Genomic DNA, 16,882 nt, shown 5'->3' with positions numbered 1-16,882 from the left:
GAGGGGCGGGGCAGTGCGGCGCCGCCCCCTCACGGGTACGCGGCGCCGCCTCCGGCCCTCCCTGGCCCAGCCAAACTAACCGCCCGGACCCCGTGTTCCGCCGGGTTCGCACCCGGGGGGCCGATCCTTAGGGCGCAGTTAAGGAGGCGGTAAGCGGGGGCTCAGGTAGCGGGCTCGCGGAGCCCTGATGCCCCGACGGATCCTGCCTCTACCGTCCCGGGCGGTGCGCGACTGGGACGTCGTGCCGGCCGACGGCGCTCACCGGGCACCCCGACGGCGGCGGCCCAGCAGAGAGCTGCCCGCGAGTACCAGGCCGACGGCGAGGACCTTGGCGGCGTGGTAGTAGCCGGTTGCCGGGTTTTCCGGGGTGCCGGGCAGCCGGAGGGAGATCCACACTGCCCAGAGGCCCCCGAAGACGATCAATCCGACGGCTCCCCACGTCCCGAGCCCCGCCCACCAGGGCCCCGGGTCGTAACCCCGCTCGTCGGTCCGCTCAACGTCCTTCTCGGTCAACGGGCTCTTCTCCTGCGTGTGTAGGAACAATCGAGCGTGAAGACGCAGCCGAGGTACGGGAGGTTCATCCGGTCGAGCGATCCCTGCCGGGAGCAGCCCGCCGATCGCGTTCCCGTACCGCGTTGACCAGGCCGAGCCCGTCCGGCCGATGGCGCCGGCCGGATACGTCGTTGCGGCCCCGCTCGGCATGCGCGTTCCCTCAGGTCAGCAGCGCGGCCAGTCCGGCGGCCGAGCGGGCCTGGGCCTCCAGGGTGTCGAGGGCCCGTACGGCCTGTGCGGCCGCCTCGGGGTCGGTGGCGGCGAGCCCGCTCCCGGCGAACTCGTCCTCGTCGAGCCGCAGCACGGAGGTCCCGTCCGCCGACACCCACAGGTCGAGGTCCAGGTCCTCGACCACGATCGCGCCGTCCGCCACCGAGGCCGGGCGGGTCACGTCGCAGTACCAGCCCTTGAGCACGCCCTCGCCGGTCCGCACCTCCTTCACCGCGTACCAGCGGTCGCGCCAGAAGTGCTCCGTGAACACGTCGCCGGGCTCGAAGCGCACGAACCCGAAGTCCCGTACGCCAGGGGCCGCCCAGGGCGCCCGTACGGTGATCCGGGTGCCCGAGTCGGCCACCAGCTCGGCCGGGTAGCGGATCTTGGTGCGGCCCGCCTTGGTGAGGGTCACGGTCAGCCGGTCGGGGCGGCGGTCGGTCATCGTGGCGTCCCCAGTCGTTTCGCGAAGCGGGTCTCGGTGGCGCAGACCCCGTACCCGAGCCAGGTGTTGACGGCGAGCATCGGCGCGTTGCCGGTGTCGTTGCCGGTGAACGCCTCCGTGTAGCCGGCCGCGCGGGCCCGCAGCAGGGAGTCGGTCTTGGCGAGCCGGGCCAGCCCCAGGCCGCGGAACGCGCGCAGGGTGCCGGTCATGGCGGAGGAGTAGCGGGTGGCTCCGTCGGTGTGGGCGGCGGTGAAGGCGGCCACCTCGCCGTTCACCAGGACCACGGTGGTGAGTTCCCGGTCCAGGTACGGGTGGTTCCAGGTCTGCCGCAGCCAGTCCTCGTAGTCGTCGAGCTCCGTCGGTACGTCGCCCGGTTCGTCCAGGCTCGCCGCCGAGTCGGCGTCGAAGAGGGGGCGCGGATCGGCGGCGAAGGCCGAGCCGGTACGCAGTTCCACCCCGGCCGCCAGGTTCCCGGGAAGGGCCGGCAGGCCGGTCGCGGTCAGGTCGCGCCGCAGGAAGTGCGCGGAGCGCGAGGCGCGGTAGCCGTGGCGTTCGGCGAAGGCGCGGTGCGCCGGCTCGTCGAGGACCCAGGCGTACGAGTCCTTCGCGCGCTCGGCCGTCAAATGCTCCTCGGCGGTGCGCAGCAGCGCGCTCCCGGCGCCGAGCCCGCGGTGGGTGGGGTCGACGTAGGCGTTGACGAAGCCCTGGCCGGGCTCAGTGCTGTCGTAGGCGATGCCCACCTGGGCGGTGCCGATGACCAGGCCCTCACCGTCCTCGGCGACCAGGATGCGGTAGCGCTTGTCGGTGTGGGCGGAGGCCAGTTCGAAGGCCACCCCGCGGGCCGTGCTGATCATGAAGGGGAGGGCTGCGCGGCGCACCCGTACGACGGAACCGGCATCGTCCAGGTCGTTCGGGCGCAGATCGCGGATGGTTGTGGTCATGTGTGTGACGGTATGGGTGGCAGGACACCGACCGCCTGCGAATTTCCCGGCCGATGGGGGAGAATCGCCCGTGTGACCCCGACTTCCACGCACCTGAAGATCCGCATCGACGGCGCGGCGGGCGCTGCCGCTCCCTACGAGCAGTTGCGCGCCCAGATCGCGGCGGGCGCGCGGACGGGGCGGCTGCCGGCCGGGTTCAAACTGCCGACGGTGCGCGGACTCGCGGAAGAGCTGGGACTGGCGGCGAACACGGTCGCGAAGGCGTACCGGGCGCTGGAGTCGGACGGGGTCATCGAGACGCGCGGCCGGGCCGGCAGCTTCGTCGCCGCGGCCGGCGACGGGCCCGCCCGGGAGGCGGCCGCCGCCGCGCAGGCCTATGCGGAGCGGGTCCGGCGGCTGGGCCTGACCTTCGACGAGGCGACGGCGACGGCGCTGGACGCCCTGCGCGCGCGATACGCGGGCTGATACCCGGGCGGTCAGTCCTTGCGGCGCAGCAGTCGCGCCTGGAGGTGGTGCTGCATGGGCTGTCCCACGGCGGCCATCTCCTGCACGATCGTCAGCTCGCCCTCCTGGAGGGAGTAGTGCCGCCGCATACCGGTCACCTCCTTGGCCCGGGGGGTCAGCCCCACGGTCCCGGTCTCCATCTCGATCTCCGCACCGGACACGTGGCCGGTGTACGTCTCGGTGATGCCCGTCGGATGGGCGAGCGTGACCTCGACGCCGGCGTCCGGCAGGATCCGCCACCATCCCGCCTCCCGCCCGGCGGGACGCAGGGCCGCCCCGGACCCGTCGATCAGCCAGGCGCGGGACTCGTAGCGCAGGAAGGGCCTGCCGTCGTGACTGAAGGTGATCTCCTGCTCGTAGCGGAACCCGTGCTCCAGGGTCGGGTACTCGCCGCTTCCCCGCCCGTGCCAGCGTCCGATGAGGCCGAGCACCGGCTGGAGCTGCGGATGCGGCTCGGGGCCCTCGCCGAGGACGTGGCTGTCGGGGAAGGGATTCTCCTGCGCCGGTTCGAACACGGTGCGTTCTCCTGTTTCGTGGGTCCCCCGGGGGTGCACACGGCTGGTGGGGGCTCCGGCCGCGCCCCCATTGTCGTCGCCGCGCGCGCCCGGCCCCTACAGGTAGAGCCCCGCTTCGGAGTCGTGGCCCTGCGGCGGGAGGAGCGCGGAGGGGCCCGATGCGCCGCGGCGCAGGGCGTAGAGCTCCGCCAGTGTCGCGCCCTCGCGGGAGACGCCCTCGTCGGTGCCGAGCCAGTCCACCGCCTCCCGGTGCGTCAGCTTGCCGATCTCGATGCGGGCCAGGCAGCGCCCGGGCCGGACCACCGCCGGGTGGAGCCGCTCCAGGTCCTCGTTGGTCGTGACGCCCACCAGGACGTTGCGCCCCTGGCCGAGCAGGCCGTCCGTGAGGTTGAGCAGCCGTGACAGCGCCTGTCCGGCGGTGTGCCGGGCCTCGCCGCGGATCAGCTCGTCGCAATCCTCCAGGAGCAGCAGCCGCCAGCGGCTCTTCGCCGTGCCCTCGTCCTCGCCGATCGCGATGTCCATCAGGTAGCCGATGTCGTTGAACAGCCGCTCCGGGTCCAGTACGCAGTCCACCTGGCACCACTCCCGCCAGGACCGGGCGAGCGTCCGCAGAGCCGAGGTCTTCCCGGTGCCCGGGGGGCCGTGCAGCAGGAGCAGCCTCCCGGCGATGTCGTCCGGTGTGACCTTCATCAGCCGGTCCATCGCCCCGGCCACCGGAGCCGTGTAGTTGGGCCGCACCTCCGCCCACGTACCGGCCGTGATCTGCCGCGTCGTGCGGTAGGGGCCGCGGCGCGGTGAGACGTACCAGAACCCCATCGCGACGCTCGTGGGCTGCGGTTCGGGTTCGTCCAGGGCATCCTCGGTGGCCTCGCCCAGCACGCCGGCGGCGAGTTCGTCGCTGACCGCCGTCACCGTGACGTCCGCGCCCCGGCTCCAGCGGGAGACGAGCATGGTCCACCCCTCGCCCTCGGCGAGCGTCGCGCTGCGGTCGCTGTCGCGGGCCGAGCGCAGCACCGTGGCCGCGGACGGCAGCAGGGTCGCGCCGGGTTTGACCCGGTCGATCGACACGCTGTGCGAGTAGGGCTGCTCGCCGGACGCGAAGCGGCCGAGGAACAGCGCGTCGACGACGTCCGACGGGGAGTCGCTGTCGTCGACGTTGAGCCGGATCGGCAGTGCGTCTTGAGGGTTGGCTGGCATGGCGCCCATGATCCGGCACGAACTGCCCTCACGCACCAGTGTTTCGCCGGATCGGGTGGCGGAATTCCCTCTTCAAACGCCGTGCGGGTGAAGATTCGGGCCGTATCCCTACCCCGAACATTCTTGGCATGGACACTTCCAGCGGACCTCGGCTGCTTGTACCACGGACTCAGGAGTAACTCCGGCTCAACCCCCCACGAGGAGCCGCACATCATGAGAATGACTCGTTTCGCCGCTCTGGCCTCTGCCCTGTCACTCGCCGCGGGCGCGGCCCTGTTCGGTGCCGGCCAGGCCACCGCCGCCGCCGACTTCGGCTACGTCGCCCTCGGCGACTCGTACTCCTCCGGCGTCGGCGCCGGCAACTACGACAGCTCCAGCGGAAACTGCAAGCGGACCACCCGCGCCTACCCAGCGCTCTGGGCCGCCACGCACGCCCCGCAGACGTTCTCCTTCGTCGCCTGCTCGGGCGCCCGTACCGGCGATGTGATGAACAGCCAGCTCGGACCGCTGAACGCCGGCACCGACCTGGTCAGCATCACCATCGGCGGCAACGACGCCGGCTTCTCCGACGTCATGACCACCTGTGTCCTCCAGTCCGAGTCAACTTGCGTCAGCCGGGTCAACCAGGCCAAGGCGTACGTGGACTCCACGCTCCCCGGCCAGCTCGACCAGGTCTACAACGCCATCCACAGCCGTTCCCCGGGCGCCCGCGTGGTCGTCCTCGGCTATCCCCGCTTCTACAAGCTCAACGGAAACTGCGTCGCCGGACTCACTGAAGGCGAGCGCACGGCCATCAACGGCGGCTCTGACTACCTCAACGCGGCCCTCGCCAAGCGCGCGGCCAACCACGGCTTCGCCTTCGCCCCGGTCGCCGGCGGCTTCACCGGCCACGAGATCTGCTCCGGCAGCGAGTGGCTGCACAGCCTCAACTGGCTGAACATCGGCGAGTCGTACCACCCCACCGCCGCCGGGCAGTCCGGCGGATACCTGCCCGCCTTCACCAGCGCGTCCTGACAGGCGGGGGCGGACCGCACGTACTGACGGCGCTCACGGACTGACGGTCGGACCCGGCTCGGGCGACGGGGGACCGCTCGGTCCGGAGGTGCCCGGGGAGGGGGCCCCGCTCGTCGGGGTCTCCTCCTCGCACGTCACCGAGAACTCCAGCCAGGCCGAAGCCGCCTCCGCGGGTGCCCGGATCTCCAGTCGCACCGCGTCCTCGAAGGTCGCTCCGGGGAAGTGCGTCAGCTCCGTATGGTCCAGCCGCACGCTCCCCGGCCCACCCGCCGGGTAGTTGAGGGTCTGCCAGCCGGGGCCGGAGGTCTGCCCGCTGCGCGTGGCCCACCGGTACTCCACCACCGCCGGGGTGCGGTCCACCGAGACCGTCGCGGTGAAGGCGGGGGCTTGGGCGGCGGGCGCGGGACAGGTGCCGCGGTAGGTGTCCCGGACGGCCTGCACGCCGGACACGGTGACGTTCGGCGGGGGCGTGGCCGAAGGGGAGGGGGAGGGGGAGGGCGAAGGGGAGGGCGACGCGCTCGGTGAGGGGGTGGGGGAGGTCGGAGCGCTCTGCGTGACGGCCGGGGTGGGCGTCGGGCCGTCCCCGGTGCCGGCACCGGACCCGTGTCCCTTCAGCAGGAGCCAGCCCAGCAGTACCACCACCACGAGCAGCACCACGATCCCGCCGGTCAGCACCACCCCCGCCCGGTTCTGCCGGGGCCCGGGGGGAAGGGACCGCATCGACGCCGCCGCGGTCGCGGGGGGCATCGGCAGCGGCGGGGTGGGACGTCCGTGCCCGTGCCGCGCGACGGAGGTCGGGTCGTCCGCCCCCGGGACCGGCCCCGCCGCCGGTCCCGACACGAGCCCCGACCCCGGGCCGCCGGAGCTCCGCACGGTCCCGCCCGCGCCGACGATGCGCAGCATGCGGGCCGTCTCCGCCGGGGACAGCCGCTCCGCGGGGTCCTTGACCAGCAGCCCCTCCAGTACCGGCGTCAGCGGCCCGGCCCGAAACGGCGGCGGGAACTCCTCGTCCACCACGGCCCGCAGCGTGGCCACCGGGGTGTCCTTGTGGAAGGGGGAGACCCCCTCGACGGCCGTGTACAGCATCACCCCGAGCGCCCACAGGTCCGACTCGGGGCCGGGCTCCCGCCCCAACGCACGCTCCGGCGGCAGGAATTCGGGGGAGCCGACCACTTCGCCCGCCATGGTGATGGCGGTGGAGCCCTCCAGGCTGGCGATCCCGAAGTCGCCGAGCACCACCCGGCCGTCGTTGGCGATCAGCACGTTGCCGGGCTTGACGTCCCGGTGCAGCACCCCCACGTCGTGCGCGGAGCGCAGCGCGGCCAGCACCTGCTCGCCGATGTGCGCGGCCCGCTGCGGGGTGAGCGGCCCGTCGCCCTCCAGGACCTCCGCGAGCGAGAGCCCCCGTACGATCTCCATCACGATCCAGGGCCGGCCGTCCTCGGTGGCCACGTCGTAGACGGTGACGACGCCCCGGTGCGAGACGCGGGCCGCGGCCCACGCCTCCCGTTCCAGGCGCCGGTACATCCGGGCCACCTCGGCCTCGTCCATCCCGGCAGGCGCGCGCACCTCCTTGACGGCCACCTCGCGACCCAGGACCTCGTCCCGGGCCCGCCACACCATTCCCATCCCGCCGTGGCCCAGCGGGCCCAGCAGGCGGTAGCGTCCTGCGACGACCCGCTCGGCGCTGCCGCCTTCGTACGACGCAGGATCAGTCACCGCAAGCCTCATTCACGCGCGTCCCCAGGAGCGTTACCGGACGATCACTCCAAGTTAGCGCAGAGGGCGCCGTGTGGCCCCGGGCGCGACAGGAGTCGGGCGACCACCTTCGGTGCGGGCGGGCGGTGCCCCGTCCCCGTCGAAAATTTCGCGGAGAGTGACGGTCGACTCCGCTGAGTAATCGTCAACTCCCGCTCGCCACACGGGCAATTCACACCACCGGGATACCCGCGCACGACGTGGGGACGATAGGGTTACCCTGCCCGGTGGGCCGGGTGCCCTCGTACGGGTGGGGAGAGACATGGAACAGATAGCAATGCGCAGCAGGCCGCCACGCGTGCCTGCCATCACTTGCGGCAGCGGTGCGACCAGTTCGCGCCTCGACCGCCACCTCGCCGTGCTGGGCGGTCCCGCCGTCCCGCACCGCGAGACCGCCGAGGCGACGCTGCTCATGCGCGAGCTGACCTCGCGCGACCACACGCACCGTCTGCGGAGCCGGAGTGCGCGCGTGTCGCTCTTCGCGCCCCTGCGGAGGCTGCGGCGCACGCTCTTCGGCAGCCGCCGTTCGTAACCGTCCCCGTCCGTCCCGGCGGCGCCGCCGCCGTTCGTTCCCGGCCTGATCGACCCTGTCCAGTCAGCGGACCACACCGTCCCGGCGCAGTGCCGTGATCTGTTCGCCCGTCATCCCCAGGGCGTGCAGCAGCGGTTCGGTGTGCTCACCGAGCGCGGGCACCGCACCCATGTGCGGTGCCGCGCCGCCGGGCAGTCCGATCGGCGGCAGCAGGGCCCGCAGCGGGCCCGCCGGCGAGCCCACCTCCCGCCAGCGGTCCCGGGCCGCCAGCTGGGGGTGCGCCGCCAGCTGCGCCACCGAGTTCAGCCGCGCGCAGGCGATGCCCGCCGCCTCCAGCCGCGCGATCGCCGCGTCCGCGTCCAGCCGGCCCAGCGCGTCGGCCACCACCGCGTCGGTCCTCTCCCGGTTCCCGGTGCGCGCCGCGTTCGTCTCGTACCCCGGGTCATCGGCCAACTCCGGCCGCTCCAGCACCTGTTCCGCCAGGCGCCGCCATTCCCGGTCGTTCTGCACCGACAGCAGCACCCGGTCACCGTCCGCCGTCGCGTAGGCGTCGTAGGGTGCGATCACCGCGTGCGCGAGCCCGGTGCGGACCGGCTGCTCCCCGCCGTGCATCGTGTGGTGCAGCGGATGCCCCATCCACTCGGCGAGCGCGTCCAGCATCGACACCTCCACCCTGCCTCCGCGCCCCGTGCTCCCGCGCCGCAGCAGGGCCGCGAGCACCCCGGAGAAGGCGTACATGGCGGCCGCGATGTCCGCCGCCGGGATCCCCGCCTTCACGGGCCGCTCCGGGGTCCCGGTCACCGAGACCAGACCGGCCTCGCACTGCACGAGCATGTCGTAGGCGCGCTTGTGGGCGTACGGGCCTTCGGGTCCGTACCCCGACACGTCCACGGCGACCAGCCGGGGGTAGCGCGCGCACAGCGCGGCCGAGTCGAGCCCGAGCCGGGCGGCGGCCCCCTGGGCGAGGTTCTGCACGAACACGTCCGCGCCGTCGAGCAGCCCGTGCAGGACCTCACGGCCGCGCGGGTCCTTGAGGTCGAGCGCGATCGACTCCTTGCCCCGGTTGGCCCACACGAAGTGCGAGGCCAGTCCGTGCGCGGCGGTGTCGTAGCCGCGGGCGAAATCGCCGCCGTCGGGCCGCTCGACCTTGATCACCCTGGCGCCCAGGTCGGCGAGCTGGCGGGTGGCGAAGGGGGCGGAGACGGCCTGCTCGACGGCGACGACGGTGATCCCGTCGAGGGGAAGGGGTTCGGTAGCCATGGGCCCTGCCTACTCGATCGGACCCCGGGCTGTCACCCCGGGCGGACGGGAGCGCCGGCCCGAGGTGGCGGTCGTGCGGCTCAGAGCAGGGCGAACTGGCCTCCCGGGCCCTCCTCCTGGTGGTCCAGGACCGAGGCCGGGCGGCGCGCCCAGGGTGGGGCCGGCAGGACTCCGCCAGCCCGGAGCTCGGCGGTGGTCAGCGGTGGACCGGGCTCGAACGCGGCCCGCTCCGGGTCCAGTTCGGTCAGCAGCGCCAGGGTCGTCACCAGGGCCAGCAGCTCCGAGGTCCAGCCCGGCGGCCACTGGGCCGGGCCCAGCGCGTCCAGTCCCTCCGCCGCAGGGTCCCGGTGGGCGAGCCGGGCGGTGAACCATGCCTCCAGGGCGCGGACCCCCTGGACCTCGTACTCCCACGCCGCGGCGGGCACGGGTGAGACGGTGCCCGCCTCCCCGGCTCCGCCGCCGATGCTCAGCGTCTCGCTCCCCGGGTCGTACGAGAGCTCACGGGGCCAGGCCGGCAGCGCGGAGCGGACGTAGGGCCTGCGCCCGCCGGGCAGCCGGGGCGCCTCGCCGCCGCGCGCCCCGCGCAGCTGGACGGAGAGCAGCCGGTGCCCCAGCTCCAGCCCGGCCCGCCAGCGCGCGGCGTCGGCGGTGAGCGGGACCTCGTACCCCCGGGGCCCGGGGCGGCCGGCGGCGAGGATCCAGCAGAGCACGTCCTCGGGGGTGACCCAGGTGCCGTAGCGCTCGCCGAGCAGGTGCTGCAGCCCGGGGGCGAGATTGGGCTCGGCGCCGCCCGGGCGGCGGTGCAGTGGCCGGATCCGGCCGAGCCGGCCGGCCGGGAGGTGCGCGGTGACCAGCAGTGCGGCGCTCCGCGGGGTCTGCGCGGGCTCCACGGCGAACAGCTGGTGCTCGTCCAGGACCCGCCACAGCTCCGGGCGGGCCATGTCGATGAGCCGCTGGTCGGGCAGCAGCCACTGTTCGTCGAAGGGCTCGCGCAGGATCCGTACGGGGTCGGGGCGGGTGCCGGGCGTGTCCGCGAAGCGGGCCGTGGAGCCCGCGCGCTGGCCCGGCAGCGCGGCCGCCCCGGCGCCGGGGGTCCGGGCCCGGGTCGGACGGAACAGCCGCTCCCGCTCGGGGCCGTCGGCGGCGGCCAGGGCCGCCCAGCGGGCCCGCAGGGTCGCCGGATCGGGGGCCGCGACCCAGGACCGGCCCAGGCGCAGGGAACCCACGGTCCAGGGCATCAGTTCGTCCAGCAGCGGGTCCCGCGGAAGTGCGTCAGCGCTCACCCGGCCGATGGTAGCGACGCCGTCCGCCGGCCGGGCCGTGTCCAGGCCGGAGAGTTAGGCTCCATATGTATGGATCTGAGCCATCTGCGCCGACCAGGCGCCCCGGGAGGCGGTCATGAGCCAGTACGACGAGTACTCGACCCCGTCGCAGGCCGAGGGGGAGCGGCTCGACGAGGACCTTGACGAGAAGCAGCGGAAGCTGCGCCACGCCCAGACGATGCGCACCACGCCGTCCCAGGCGGAGGGGGAGCGCGCGGTGGAGGAGGACGACCGGAAGTAGCGGGTGGGCGTGGTCTCTGCGCGTGGTCAGTGGGCGTGGTCAGTGGGCGTCGACGGTCACCGTGAAGGAGAAGCGGTCGCCGCGGTAGCGGATCCGCGCCACGTCCACCACGCGGCCGCTGCCGTCGTACGTCACGCCTGTGTAGTGCAGGATCGGGCTCAGCAGCGGCACTTGGAGCAGCTCGGCCGTGAGCGGGTCCGCGAGGCGCGCCTCCACCGTGTCGGTGATCCGGCTGATGTCGACCTTCACGATGTCGCGCAGCACCTTCGTCATCGGCCAGCGCTCCAGATCGGCCAGGTCGATGGAGTCCGCGAGCTCCGGACGCACCGCGTTCTCCGCCCAGTTGGTCGGTTCGCCGCTCTCGCTGTCGTGCCGGAGCCTGCGGTACGTGACCACCTCGGCCGTGTCCGGGAAGTGCTCCAGCAGCTCCCCGGACACGGCCGTCCGCTCGTGGCCGAGGATCGTCGTACGGTCGCCCGACTGCTGCGCCACGATCGCGTCGACCGAGCCGAGCAGCCGGACGGGGGCCCCGCGCACCGCCCCCGGTTCGATGAAGGTCCCGCGCCGCCGGTGGCGGCTGATGAGCCCCTCGGTCTCCAGCTCCTTGAGCGCCTGCCGCATGGTCAGCACGCTCACCCCGTAGTGCTCGGCGAGCTGCTCCTCGGTGGGCAGGCGCAGCGAGGCGTCCGCGGTGCGCCCGAGTATCGAGGCGCGCAGCGACTGGGAGACCTGGTACCAGAGCGGCAGCTTCCGGTTCAGTACCAGCGAGTCGGGGGCGAAGGCGGTCACGGGTGGTTCTCCGTACGACGGGGTGGGCGCGGTGGGCACGGTGGCGGGGCCGGGGCCGGGGCCGCGCGGCGTGCTCGTGATGTTAGGCGCGGAAGTGGCGCTGGAGCCCCTGCCAGACGTCGTCGTATCCGCTCTGGAGGTGGTCCGCGCCGGCGGCCTGGGCCGTCGTCGTGATCGGCCAGCGGGTCTCGAACATGAAGGCCAGGCCGTCGTCGATCTTCTGCGGCTTCAGCTCGGCGGCGCTCGCCCGGTCGAAGGTCTCCCGGTCGGGGCCGTGCGCGGACATCATGTTGTGCAGGGAGCCGCCGCCGGGGACGAAACCCTCCGCCTTCGCGTCGTAGGCGCCCTCGATGAGCCCCATGTACTCGCTCATCACGTTCCGGTGGAAGTACGGCGGCCGGAAGGTGTCCTCGCCGACCAGCCAGCGCGGCGCGAAGACCACGAAGTCCACGCCCGCAAGGCCCGCCGTGTCGGAGGGCGAGGTCAGCACGGTGAAGATGGACGGGTCGGGGTGGTCGTAGCTGATCGAGCCCAGGACGTTGAAACGGTGCAGGTCGTAGACGTACGGGACGTGCGTGCCGTACCAGGCGACCACGTCGAGCGGGGAGTGGTCGTAGGTCGCGGTCCAGAGGTTGCCGCAGAACTTGTTGACCACCTCGGTCGGGCGCTCGCTGTCCTCGTACGAGGCCACGGGCGCCCGGAAGTCACGGGCGGCGGCCAGGCCGTTGGCGCCGATGGGGCCCAGGCCGGGCAGCTCGAAGGGCTGCCCGTAGTTCTCGCAGACGTAGCCGCGGGCGGTCCCGTCCTGGAGTTCCACGCGGAAGCGGACCCCGCGCGGGATCAGGGCCACCTCGCCCGGGCGGGCGCTCAGCAGGCCGAACTCGGTGCGCAGCAGCAGGCCGCCCTGCTCGGGGACGATCAGCAGCTCCCCGTCGGAGTCGCTGAACACCCGGTCGGTCATGGGGGAGTCGGCGGAGTAGAGGTGGATGGCCATGCCGGTGCGCTGGGTGGCGTCGCCGTTGCCGCCCAGGGTCCAGAGGCCGGCCAGGAAGTCCGTGCCCGGGGCCGGGTCGGGCAGCGGGTTCCAGCGCAGCCGGTTGGGGTCGGCCGGGGCCTCGGTGAAGGGTGCGGTGCGCAGGGCGCCGTTGCCGGTCCGGGTGAAGGGCGGGTGCGCCGCCGAGGGGCGGATCCGGTAGAGCCAGGAGCGGCGGTTGTGGGCGCGCGGCTCGGTGAACGCGCTTCCGCTGAGCTGCTCCGCGTAGAGCCCGAGGGGGGAGCGCTGGGGCGAGTTCCGCCCGATCGGGAGCGCGCCGGGAACCGCCTCCGAGCTGTGCTCGTTGCCGAAGCCGGTGAGGTACTCCAGTGCCTCCGCCGTCTTCCTCGCCTGCTCGCTGCCGCCGCCGCTGCCGACGCTCATTGCACGCTCCCGGTCTGCCGATGGAATCCTATGCCTGACAGTAGGATTCCTGGGGCGGCGCGTCAACGGGAGATTCCGGTCAGTCGGCCGATCCGGTGGCCGCGAACCCGGTCCGTGGTGGAGCCGAGCGGATCAGCGCCCCCGCCCCTCGAACCGGGTGCGGCAGGCCCCGGGGGGAGCTGGGCGGCTTCGCGGCCGACGAGGCACCCGGCGGCGGGCCCTCCCGCGGGCACCCGCGCCATCCGGCTCCGCACGCGATCGGCCGGACACGTCCCCGGCGCCCCGGTGCCGGCCGGCGCACCCCGCGGCCCGCCCACGCCCTTGCCCGGGCCGCGCCCACGCCCACATCCTTGCCTGCGCTGCCTGTACCGCCACGTTTGCCCGCGCCCGTGCTGCCCGCGTTGCCTGCGCCCGTGCTGCCCGCGTTGCCTGCGCCCGTGCTGCCCGCGTTGCCTGCGCCCGTGCTGCCCGCGTTGCCTGCGCCCGTGCAGCCCGCGTTGCCTGCGCCCGTGCTGCCCGCGTTGCCCGCGTTGCCCGCGTTGCCCGCGTTGCCTGCGCCCGTGCTGCCCGCGTTGCCTGCGCCCGTGCTGCCCGCGTTGCCTGCGCCCGTGCTGCCCGCGTTGCCTGCGCCCGTGCAGCCCGCGTTGCCTGCGCCCGTGCTGCCCGCGTTGCCCGCGTTGCCCGCGTTGCCCGCGTTGCCTGCGCCCGTGCTGCCCGCGTTGCCTGCGCCCGTGCTGCCCGCGTTGCCTGCGCCCGTGCTGCCCGCGTTGCCTGCGCCCGTGCTGCCCGCGTTGCCCGCGCTGCCCGCGCGCACCTGGCCTCGTCCGCTCCGCCCTCGCCCGCCCGTTCGCCGTCTCCGTTCCCTGGCCGGGGTCCGCCGTCCAGGGGGCTCCGGCTTCTCGTGGAGCGGGCGCGCCGACGGGGGGTCGGGTCGCGATTCGGTCTGTCGGCGGGCTATTCGTGCGAGGGGGGATCCGGAAAGGTGAACATTCCTCTACTCTCACGCGCATGTCGTGGACCCGCAGGTTTCCTGCCGTGCCGGCGGCGCTCCTCGCCGCCCTCCTCGCCCTCCTGTCCCTCTTCGCCGCCGCTCCCGTCGCGAGCGCGCACGAGGAGCGCCCCGTCGAGCTCCCCGACGGCACCGGCTCCGTACCCGCGTACCGGGCCGCCGAGCCCGACCTGATCGTCTGCAAGACCGACCGGCCCGCCTTCGAACGCCGGATATCGGCCTTCCCCGACACCCTCAAGCAGCGCAACCTCGCCCTCTACGAGCGCTGCGAGAAGAACGGCTTCCGGGATCTCCAGGCAGCCGTCGACGCCGTGGACCGCCCGGGCGTGAACATCGCGATCCTCCCCGGCCTCTACGAGGAGGAGCCCTCGCTCCTGAAGCCGGCCGGCGAGTGCGCCTCGCTCAAGGCGCCCAACTCCTCGCTCGGCTACCAGATCCTGACCTACGAGCAGCAGGTGGCCTGCCGCCACAACCAGAACCTCGTCGCCATCCTCGGCAAGACGAACCTACAGATCGAAGGCACCGGAGCGTCGCGCGAGGACGTGGTCATCGACGCCAAGTACCAGAAGCTGAACGCGATCCGCGCCGACAAGTCCAACGGCATCTACTTCCGCAACTTCACCGCGCAGCGCACCACGTTCAACTCGCTGTACGTACTGGCCGGCGACGGCTTCGTCATCGACGACGTCCTGACCCGCTGGAACGACGAGTACGGCTTCCTGACCTTCGCCAGCGACCACGGCCTCTACAAGAACTGCGAGTCGTACGGCAACGGCGACTCCGGCATCTACCCCGGCAGCGCCTCCAACATCAACGACGGCCGTGGCTACGACGTCCCCCGCTACTCCATCGAGATCACCGGCTGCCGCAGCCACCACAACATGGTCGGCTACTCCGGCACCGCGGGCGACTCGGTGTGGGTGCACGACAACGAGTTCGACCAGAACATGGGCGGCGCCTCGATGGATAGCGCCTTCCCCGGTCACCCCGGACTCCCGCAGAACCACGCCCACTTCGAGCGCAACCTGATCCACGACAACAACGCCGACTACTACCACTACGTCGCGGACGGCACCTGCGCCAAGCCGCCCGTGGAGCGCGGCTACGAGCAGGGCGTGGTCTGCCCGCAGATCTCCATGCCCCCCGGCACCGGCATCATCACCGCCGGCGGCAACTGGAACCTGTACGAGAACAACTGGGTGTACGGGCACCGGCGCGCGGGCTTCTTCCTCTCGGCGGTACCCGCCTTCATCCGCGGTGAGGAGGAGCTGTCGAAGCAGGCGGACACCTCCCACCACAACCGCTACGCAGGCAACGTCCTGGGCAAGGACAAGTCCGGCGCCTCCCGCCCCAACGCCATGGACGTGTGGTGGGACGGCCAGGGCCGGGGCAACTGCTGGCAGCAGGGCCCGGACGGCTCCACCCCGGGCACGCTCCCGCAGTGCGGTGAGCGCCGGGGCGCGGTCTCCGGCGGCTCGGCCCGGCTGGCCGGGGAGCCGGTGAAGCTGGCCCAGCTCCTCGTCTGTGCCGACTACAGCGTGCAGGCGCGCAAACTCCCGGCCGGCTGCGACTGGTACGGGTCCCGGGGTCTCCAGCGGGTGGAGACCCAACTCGCCCTCGCCGTCGCGGCGGTCCTCCTGCTGGTCGGCGGCCTCCTGTGGTGGCGTCGCCTGCGGACCTCTCGGCTCGCCACGGCGGCCACCCTGCTCGGCCTGGCGGGCCTGGCCCTGGACGTGGCCGGCTCCACGATGGGCCTGGTCGGCACCTTCGTCCCGGCCCTGGCGCTGCTCTGCCTCGGCCTGTGGTGGACCGGCATCGGCGTCGCACTGCGGACCACCCGCCCCTGGCTGGCCCGGCTGACCATGCTCCTGGGCGCGCTCACCCTCCTCGACGCCTTCGACAAGGCCGTCCTGATGATTCCCTGGATCCCGCTCAGCCCCGCCTGGATACGCGGCCTCGTCGCGGTGGTGTGGGTCCTCTGGGCCGTGGTCGCGGCCGCCCGACCCGGCGGGACCCCGGCCCGCCCGGCAGGCCCGGGAGGAGGCCCGTCGGGCGACCGGGTCCGCGTCCCGGCAGGCCCTCCCCCAACCCGGAAGGCCGAAGCCGAGCCCGAGCCCCAGCCCCAGCCGGGCAGGGGCACCGCCGCCGGACCGGAGCGGGGCGCGGCAGGGGGAGACGCGTGATGGCCGCCCCGACGGGCAGCCGCGCCGAGATCCGGCTCTGGTGCGACGCATGCGGTACGCCGCCGCGCCGGACCCGGCGGGCGCGCCGCGCCGCCGCGCTGCTCGCGCTGGCCCTGCTGCTGGCCGGCGGCGCGGCGACGGGCTGCGGGGGGAGGGCCACCACCCACCACAAGCCCGGCACCAGCCACGAGCAGGCCTCCGGCAACACCGGCACCCTGCTCACCGCCGAGGACGGCGCGGGGCACCGGCTCCGCGAGGTCCCGGCCGAGGGCGCGCCGGAGGTCCGCCTCACCGCCCGGCCGGACTCCGAGGACGGCTGGAACCTCCAACTGGCGGTGACGAACTTCCGCTTCACCCCCGACAGCGCCGGCGGCGCCGCCCTCCCGGGTGCCGGCCACGCGCACCTGGAGCTGGACGGCCGCAAACTGGCCCGGCTGTACGGCCCCTGGTTCCACCTGCCCGCCGCGCAGGTGCCCCAGGGCGCGCACACCCTGACCGTCCGCCTCTACGCGGACGACCACACGGCCTGGGCCGTGGCGGGCAAGCCGGTCGAAGGCACCCTCCAGCTCACCGCCGCCTCCGCCCAGCCCACCCACACCCACCCCGCGGCCACACCGTCCCCGGTGCCCCCCGTGTCCCCGGAGACAGGGCAGGCCGACCGCACGGTCAGCATCACCGTCCGGGACGGCAAGGTCACACCGGCCCCGGGCCGCGTGGAGGTCACGCGCGGCGAACGCGTTGCCCTGCGCGTCACCAGTGACCGTGCCGACACCCTGCACGTCCACGGCTTCGACAAGGAACTCGCCCTGCCGGCAGGCCAGGAGGCCACCCTGATCCTGACGGCCGACCGCACGGGCCTCTTCGAGGTGGAGACCCACGAGTCCGACCTCGTCCTGACCCAACTCCTCGTCCGATGACCACGACCCCTCACCGCGCCGAGTCGCGCCCACTCGCACCGCCGGCCCCGGCCCAGCGTCGGGGCCCGGCCCAGGC

Annotated in this window: 16 protein-coding genes; 6 read left to right on the top strand and 10 right to left on the bottom strand. The window is 73.6% G+C overall.

Features of this window, described 5'->3' with window-relative positions:
• Positions 1–258: 258 nt before the first annotated feature.
• The 3 genes from OG389_RS08450 to OG389_RS08440 form a co-directional block, all read right to left on the bottom strand.
• Entirely contained in the window at positions 259–513 is a 255-nt protein-coding gene (locus OG389_RS08450; protein ID WP_328297842.1) for a hypothetical protein, read from the bottom strand.
• 199 nt (positions 514–712) lie between these two features.
• The gene (locus OG389_RS08445; protein WP_328297841.1) at positions 713–1,207 is read right to left on the bottom strand and encodes a DUF402 domain-containing protein; all 495 of its coding nucleotides are present in this window, start codon (positions 1,205–1,207) and stop codon (positions 713–715) included.
• Positions 1,204–2,148 (bottom strand): GNAT family N-acetyltransferase, encoded by a 945-nt coding sequence (locus tag OG389_RS08440; protein WP_328297840.1) that lies wholly within the window; start codon positions 2,146–2,148, stop codon positions 1,204–1,206. Before OG389_RS08440 ends, OG389_RS08445 begins: the two co-directional genes overlap by 4 nt.
• Before the next feature lie 72 nt (positions 2,149–2,220).
• Here OG389_RS08440 and OG389_RS08435 point away from each other — a divergent pair, with 72 nt between their 5' ends.
• Entirely contained in the window at positions 2,221–2,613 is a 393-nt protein-coding gene (locus tag OG389_RS08435; protein WP_328297839.1) for a GntR family transcriptional regulator, read from the top strand.
• Between the two features lie 11 nt (positions 2,614–2,624).
• On the opposite strand, the gene OG389_RS08430 is transcribed toward OG389_RS08435, so the two are convergent.
• The gene (locus OG389_RS08430) at positions 2,625–3,167 is read right to left on the bottom strand and encodes an FABP family protein (protein ID WP_328297838.1); all 543 of its coding nucleotides are present in this window, start codon (positions 3,165–3,167) and stop codon (positions 2,625–2,627) included.
• A gap of 96 nt (positions 3,168–3,263) precedes the next feature.
• Positions 3,264–4,364, bottom strand: a complete 1,101-nt coding sequence (locus OG389_RS08425) for a DUF5925 domain-containing protein (RefSeq protein ID WP_328297837.1) — start codon at positions 4,362–4,364, stop codon at positions 3,264–3,266.
• Between the two features lie 213 nt (positions 4,365–4,577).
• Between OG389_RS08425 and OG389_RS08420 the strand changes: the two genes are divergently transcribed.
• The gene (locus OG389_RS08420; RefSeq protein ID WP_328297836.1) at positions 4,578–5,378 is read left to right on the top strand and encodes an SGNH/GDSL hydrolase family protein; all 801 of its coding nucleotides are present in this window, start codon (positions 4,578–4,580) and stop codon (positions 5,376–5,378) included.
• Positions 5,379–5,411: 33 nt separating this feature from the next.
• Here OG389_RS08420 and OG389_RS08415 read toward each other — a convergent pair whose 3' ends face one another.
• Positions 5,412–7,097: a serine/threonine-protein kinase gene (locus OG389_RS08415; RefSeq protein ID WP_328297835.1), complete on the bottom strand. Its 1,686-nt coding sequence runs from the start codon at positions 7,095–7,097 to the stop codon at positions 5,412–5,414.
• Positions 7,098–7,398: 301 nt separating this feature from the next.
• On the opposite strand from OG389_RS08415, the gene OG389_RS08410 reads away from it, so the two are divergent.
• Positions 7,399–7,668, top strand: a complete 270-nt coding sequence (locus OG389_RS08410) for a hypothetical protein (RefSeq protein ID WP_030720225.1) — start codon at positions 7,399–7,401, stop codon at positions 7,666–7,668.
• A gap of 63 nt (positions 7,669–7,731) precedes the next feature.
• Here the strand turns inward: OG389_RS08410 and OG389_RS08405 are convergent, their stop codons facing one another.
• Positions 7,732–8,928, bottom strand: a complete 1,197-nt coding sequence (locus OG389_RS08405) for a CaiB/BaiF CoA transferase family protein (RefSeq protein WP_328297834.1) — start codon at positions 8,926–8,928, stop codon at positions 7,732–7,734.
• Positions 8,929–9,008: 80 nt separating this feature from the next.
• The gene (locus OG389_RS08400) at positions 9,009–10,166 is read right to left on the bottom strand and encodes a type ISP restriction/modification enzyme (protein ID WP_328303604.1); all 1,158 of its coding nucleotides are present in this window, start codon (positions 10,164–10,166) and stop codon (positions 9,009–9,011) included.
• Between the two features lie 160 nt (positions 10,167–10,326).
• On the opposite strand from OG389_RS08400, the gene OG389_RS08395 reads away from it, so the two are divergent.
• Positions 10,327–10,491 carry a hypothetical protein gene (locus OG389_RS08395; RefSeq protein WP_328297833.1) on the top strand — a complete coding sequence of 55 codons (165 nt, stop codon included), beginning with the start codon at positions 10,327–10,329 and terminating at the stop codon, positions 10,489–10,491.
• A 39-nt stretch (positions 10,492–10,530) separates the two neighbouring features.
• Here OG389_RS08395 and OG389_RS08390 read toward each other — a convergent pair whose 3' ends face one another.
• Positions 10,531–11,280 carry a GntR family transcriptional regulator gene (locus OG389_RS08390; protein WP_328297832.1) on the bottom strand — a complete coding sequence of 250 codons (750 nt, stop codon included), beginning with the start codon at positions 11,278–11,280 and terminating at the stop codon, positions 10,531–10,533.
• Between the two features lie 82 nt (positions 11,281–11,362).
• Positions 11,363–12,697, bottom strand: a complete 1,335-nt coding sequence (hmgA, locus tag OG389_RS08385; RefSeq protein ID WP_328297831.1) for a homogentisate 1,2-dioxygenase — start codon at positions 12,695–12,697, stop codon at positions 11,363–11,365.
• 1,008 nt (positions 12,698–13,705) lie between these two features.
• On the opposite strand from hmgA, the gene OG389_RS08380 reads away from it, so the two are divergent.
• Together OG389_RS08380 and OG389_RS08375 are read left to right on the top strand one after the other, a co-directional pair.
• On the top strand, positions 13,706–15,889 hold the full coding sequence (locus OG389_RS08380) for a right-handed parallel beta-helix repeat-containing protein (RefSeq protein WP_328297830.1): 2,184 nt from the start codon (positions 13,706–13,708) through the stop codon (positions 15,887–15,889).
• Positions 15,889–16,806 (top strand): hypothetical protein, encoded by a 918-nt coding sequence (locus OG389_RS08375; RefSeq protein WP_328297829.1) that lies wholly within the window; start codon positions 15,889–15,891, stop codon positions 16,804–16,806. The genes OG389_RS08380 and OG389_RS08375 overlap by 1 nt, the downstream gene beginning before the upstream one ends.
• Positions 16,807–16,882 lie beyond the last annotated feature (76 nt).

The sequence above is a fragment of the Streptomyces sp. NBC_00435 genome (assembly GCF_036014235.1).
Lineage (GTDB): Bacteria > Actinomycetota > Actinomycetes > Streptomycetales > Streptomycetaceae > Streptomyces.
Note: the sequence above shows the minus strand (reverse complement) of the source record. Positions and strands in the feature narration are given on the sequence as shown.

Coding starts and splice junctions, on each gene's coding strand:
- OG389_RS08445 (WP_328297841.1), bottom strand. CDS start 1,207: ATGACCGACCGCCGCCCCGACCGGCTGACCGTGACCCTCACCAAGGCG.
- OG389_RS08440 (WP_328297840.1), bottom strand. CDS start 2,148: ATGACCACAACCATCCGCGATCTGCGCCCGAACGACCTGGACGATGCC.
- OG389_RS08425 (WP_328297837.1), bottom strand. CDS start 4,364: ATGCCAGCCAACCCTCAAGACGCACTGCCGATCCGGCTCAACGTCGAC.
- OG389_RS08420 (WP_328297836.1), top strand. CDS start 4,578: ATGAGAATGACTCGTTTCGCCGCTCTGGCCTCTGCCCTGTCACTCGCC.
- OG389_RS08410 (WP_030720225.1), top strand. CDS start 7,399: ATGGAACAGATAGCAATGCGCAGCAGGCCGCCACGCGTGCCTGCCATC.
- OG389_RS08405 (WP_328297834.1), bottom strand. CDS start 8,928: ATGGCTACCGAACCCCTTCCCCTCGACGGGATCACCGTCGTCGCCGTC.
- OG389_RS08400 (WP_328303604.1), bottom strand. CDS start 10,166: ATGCCCTGGACCGTGGGTTCCCTGCGCCTGGGCCGGTCCTGGGTCGCG.
- OG389_RS08395 (WP_328297833.1), top strand. CDS start 10,327: ATGAGCCAGTACGACGAGTACTCGACCCCGTCGCAGGCCGAGGGGGAG.
- hmgA (WP_328297831.1), bottom strand. CDS start 12,697: ATGAGCGTCGGCAGCGGCGGCGGCAGCGAGCAGGCGAGGAAGACGGCG.
- OG389_RS08380 (WP_328297830.1), top strand. CDS start 13,706: ATGTCGTGGACCCGCAGGTTTCCTGCCGTGCCGGCGGCGCTCCTCGCC.
- OG389_RS08375 (WP_328297829.1), top strand. CDS start 15,889: ATGGCCGCCCCGACGGGCAGCCGCGCCGAGATCCGGCTCTGGTGCGAC.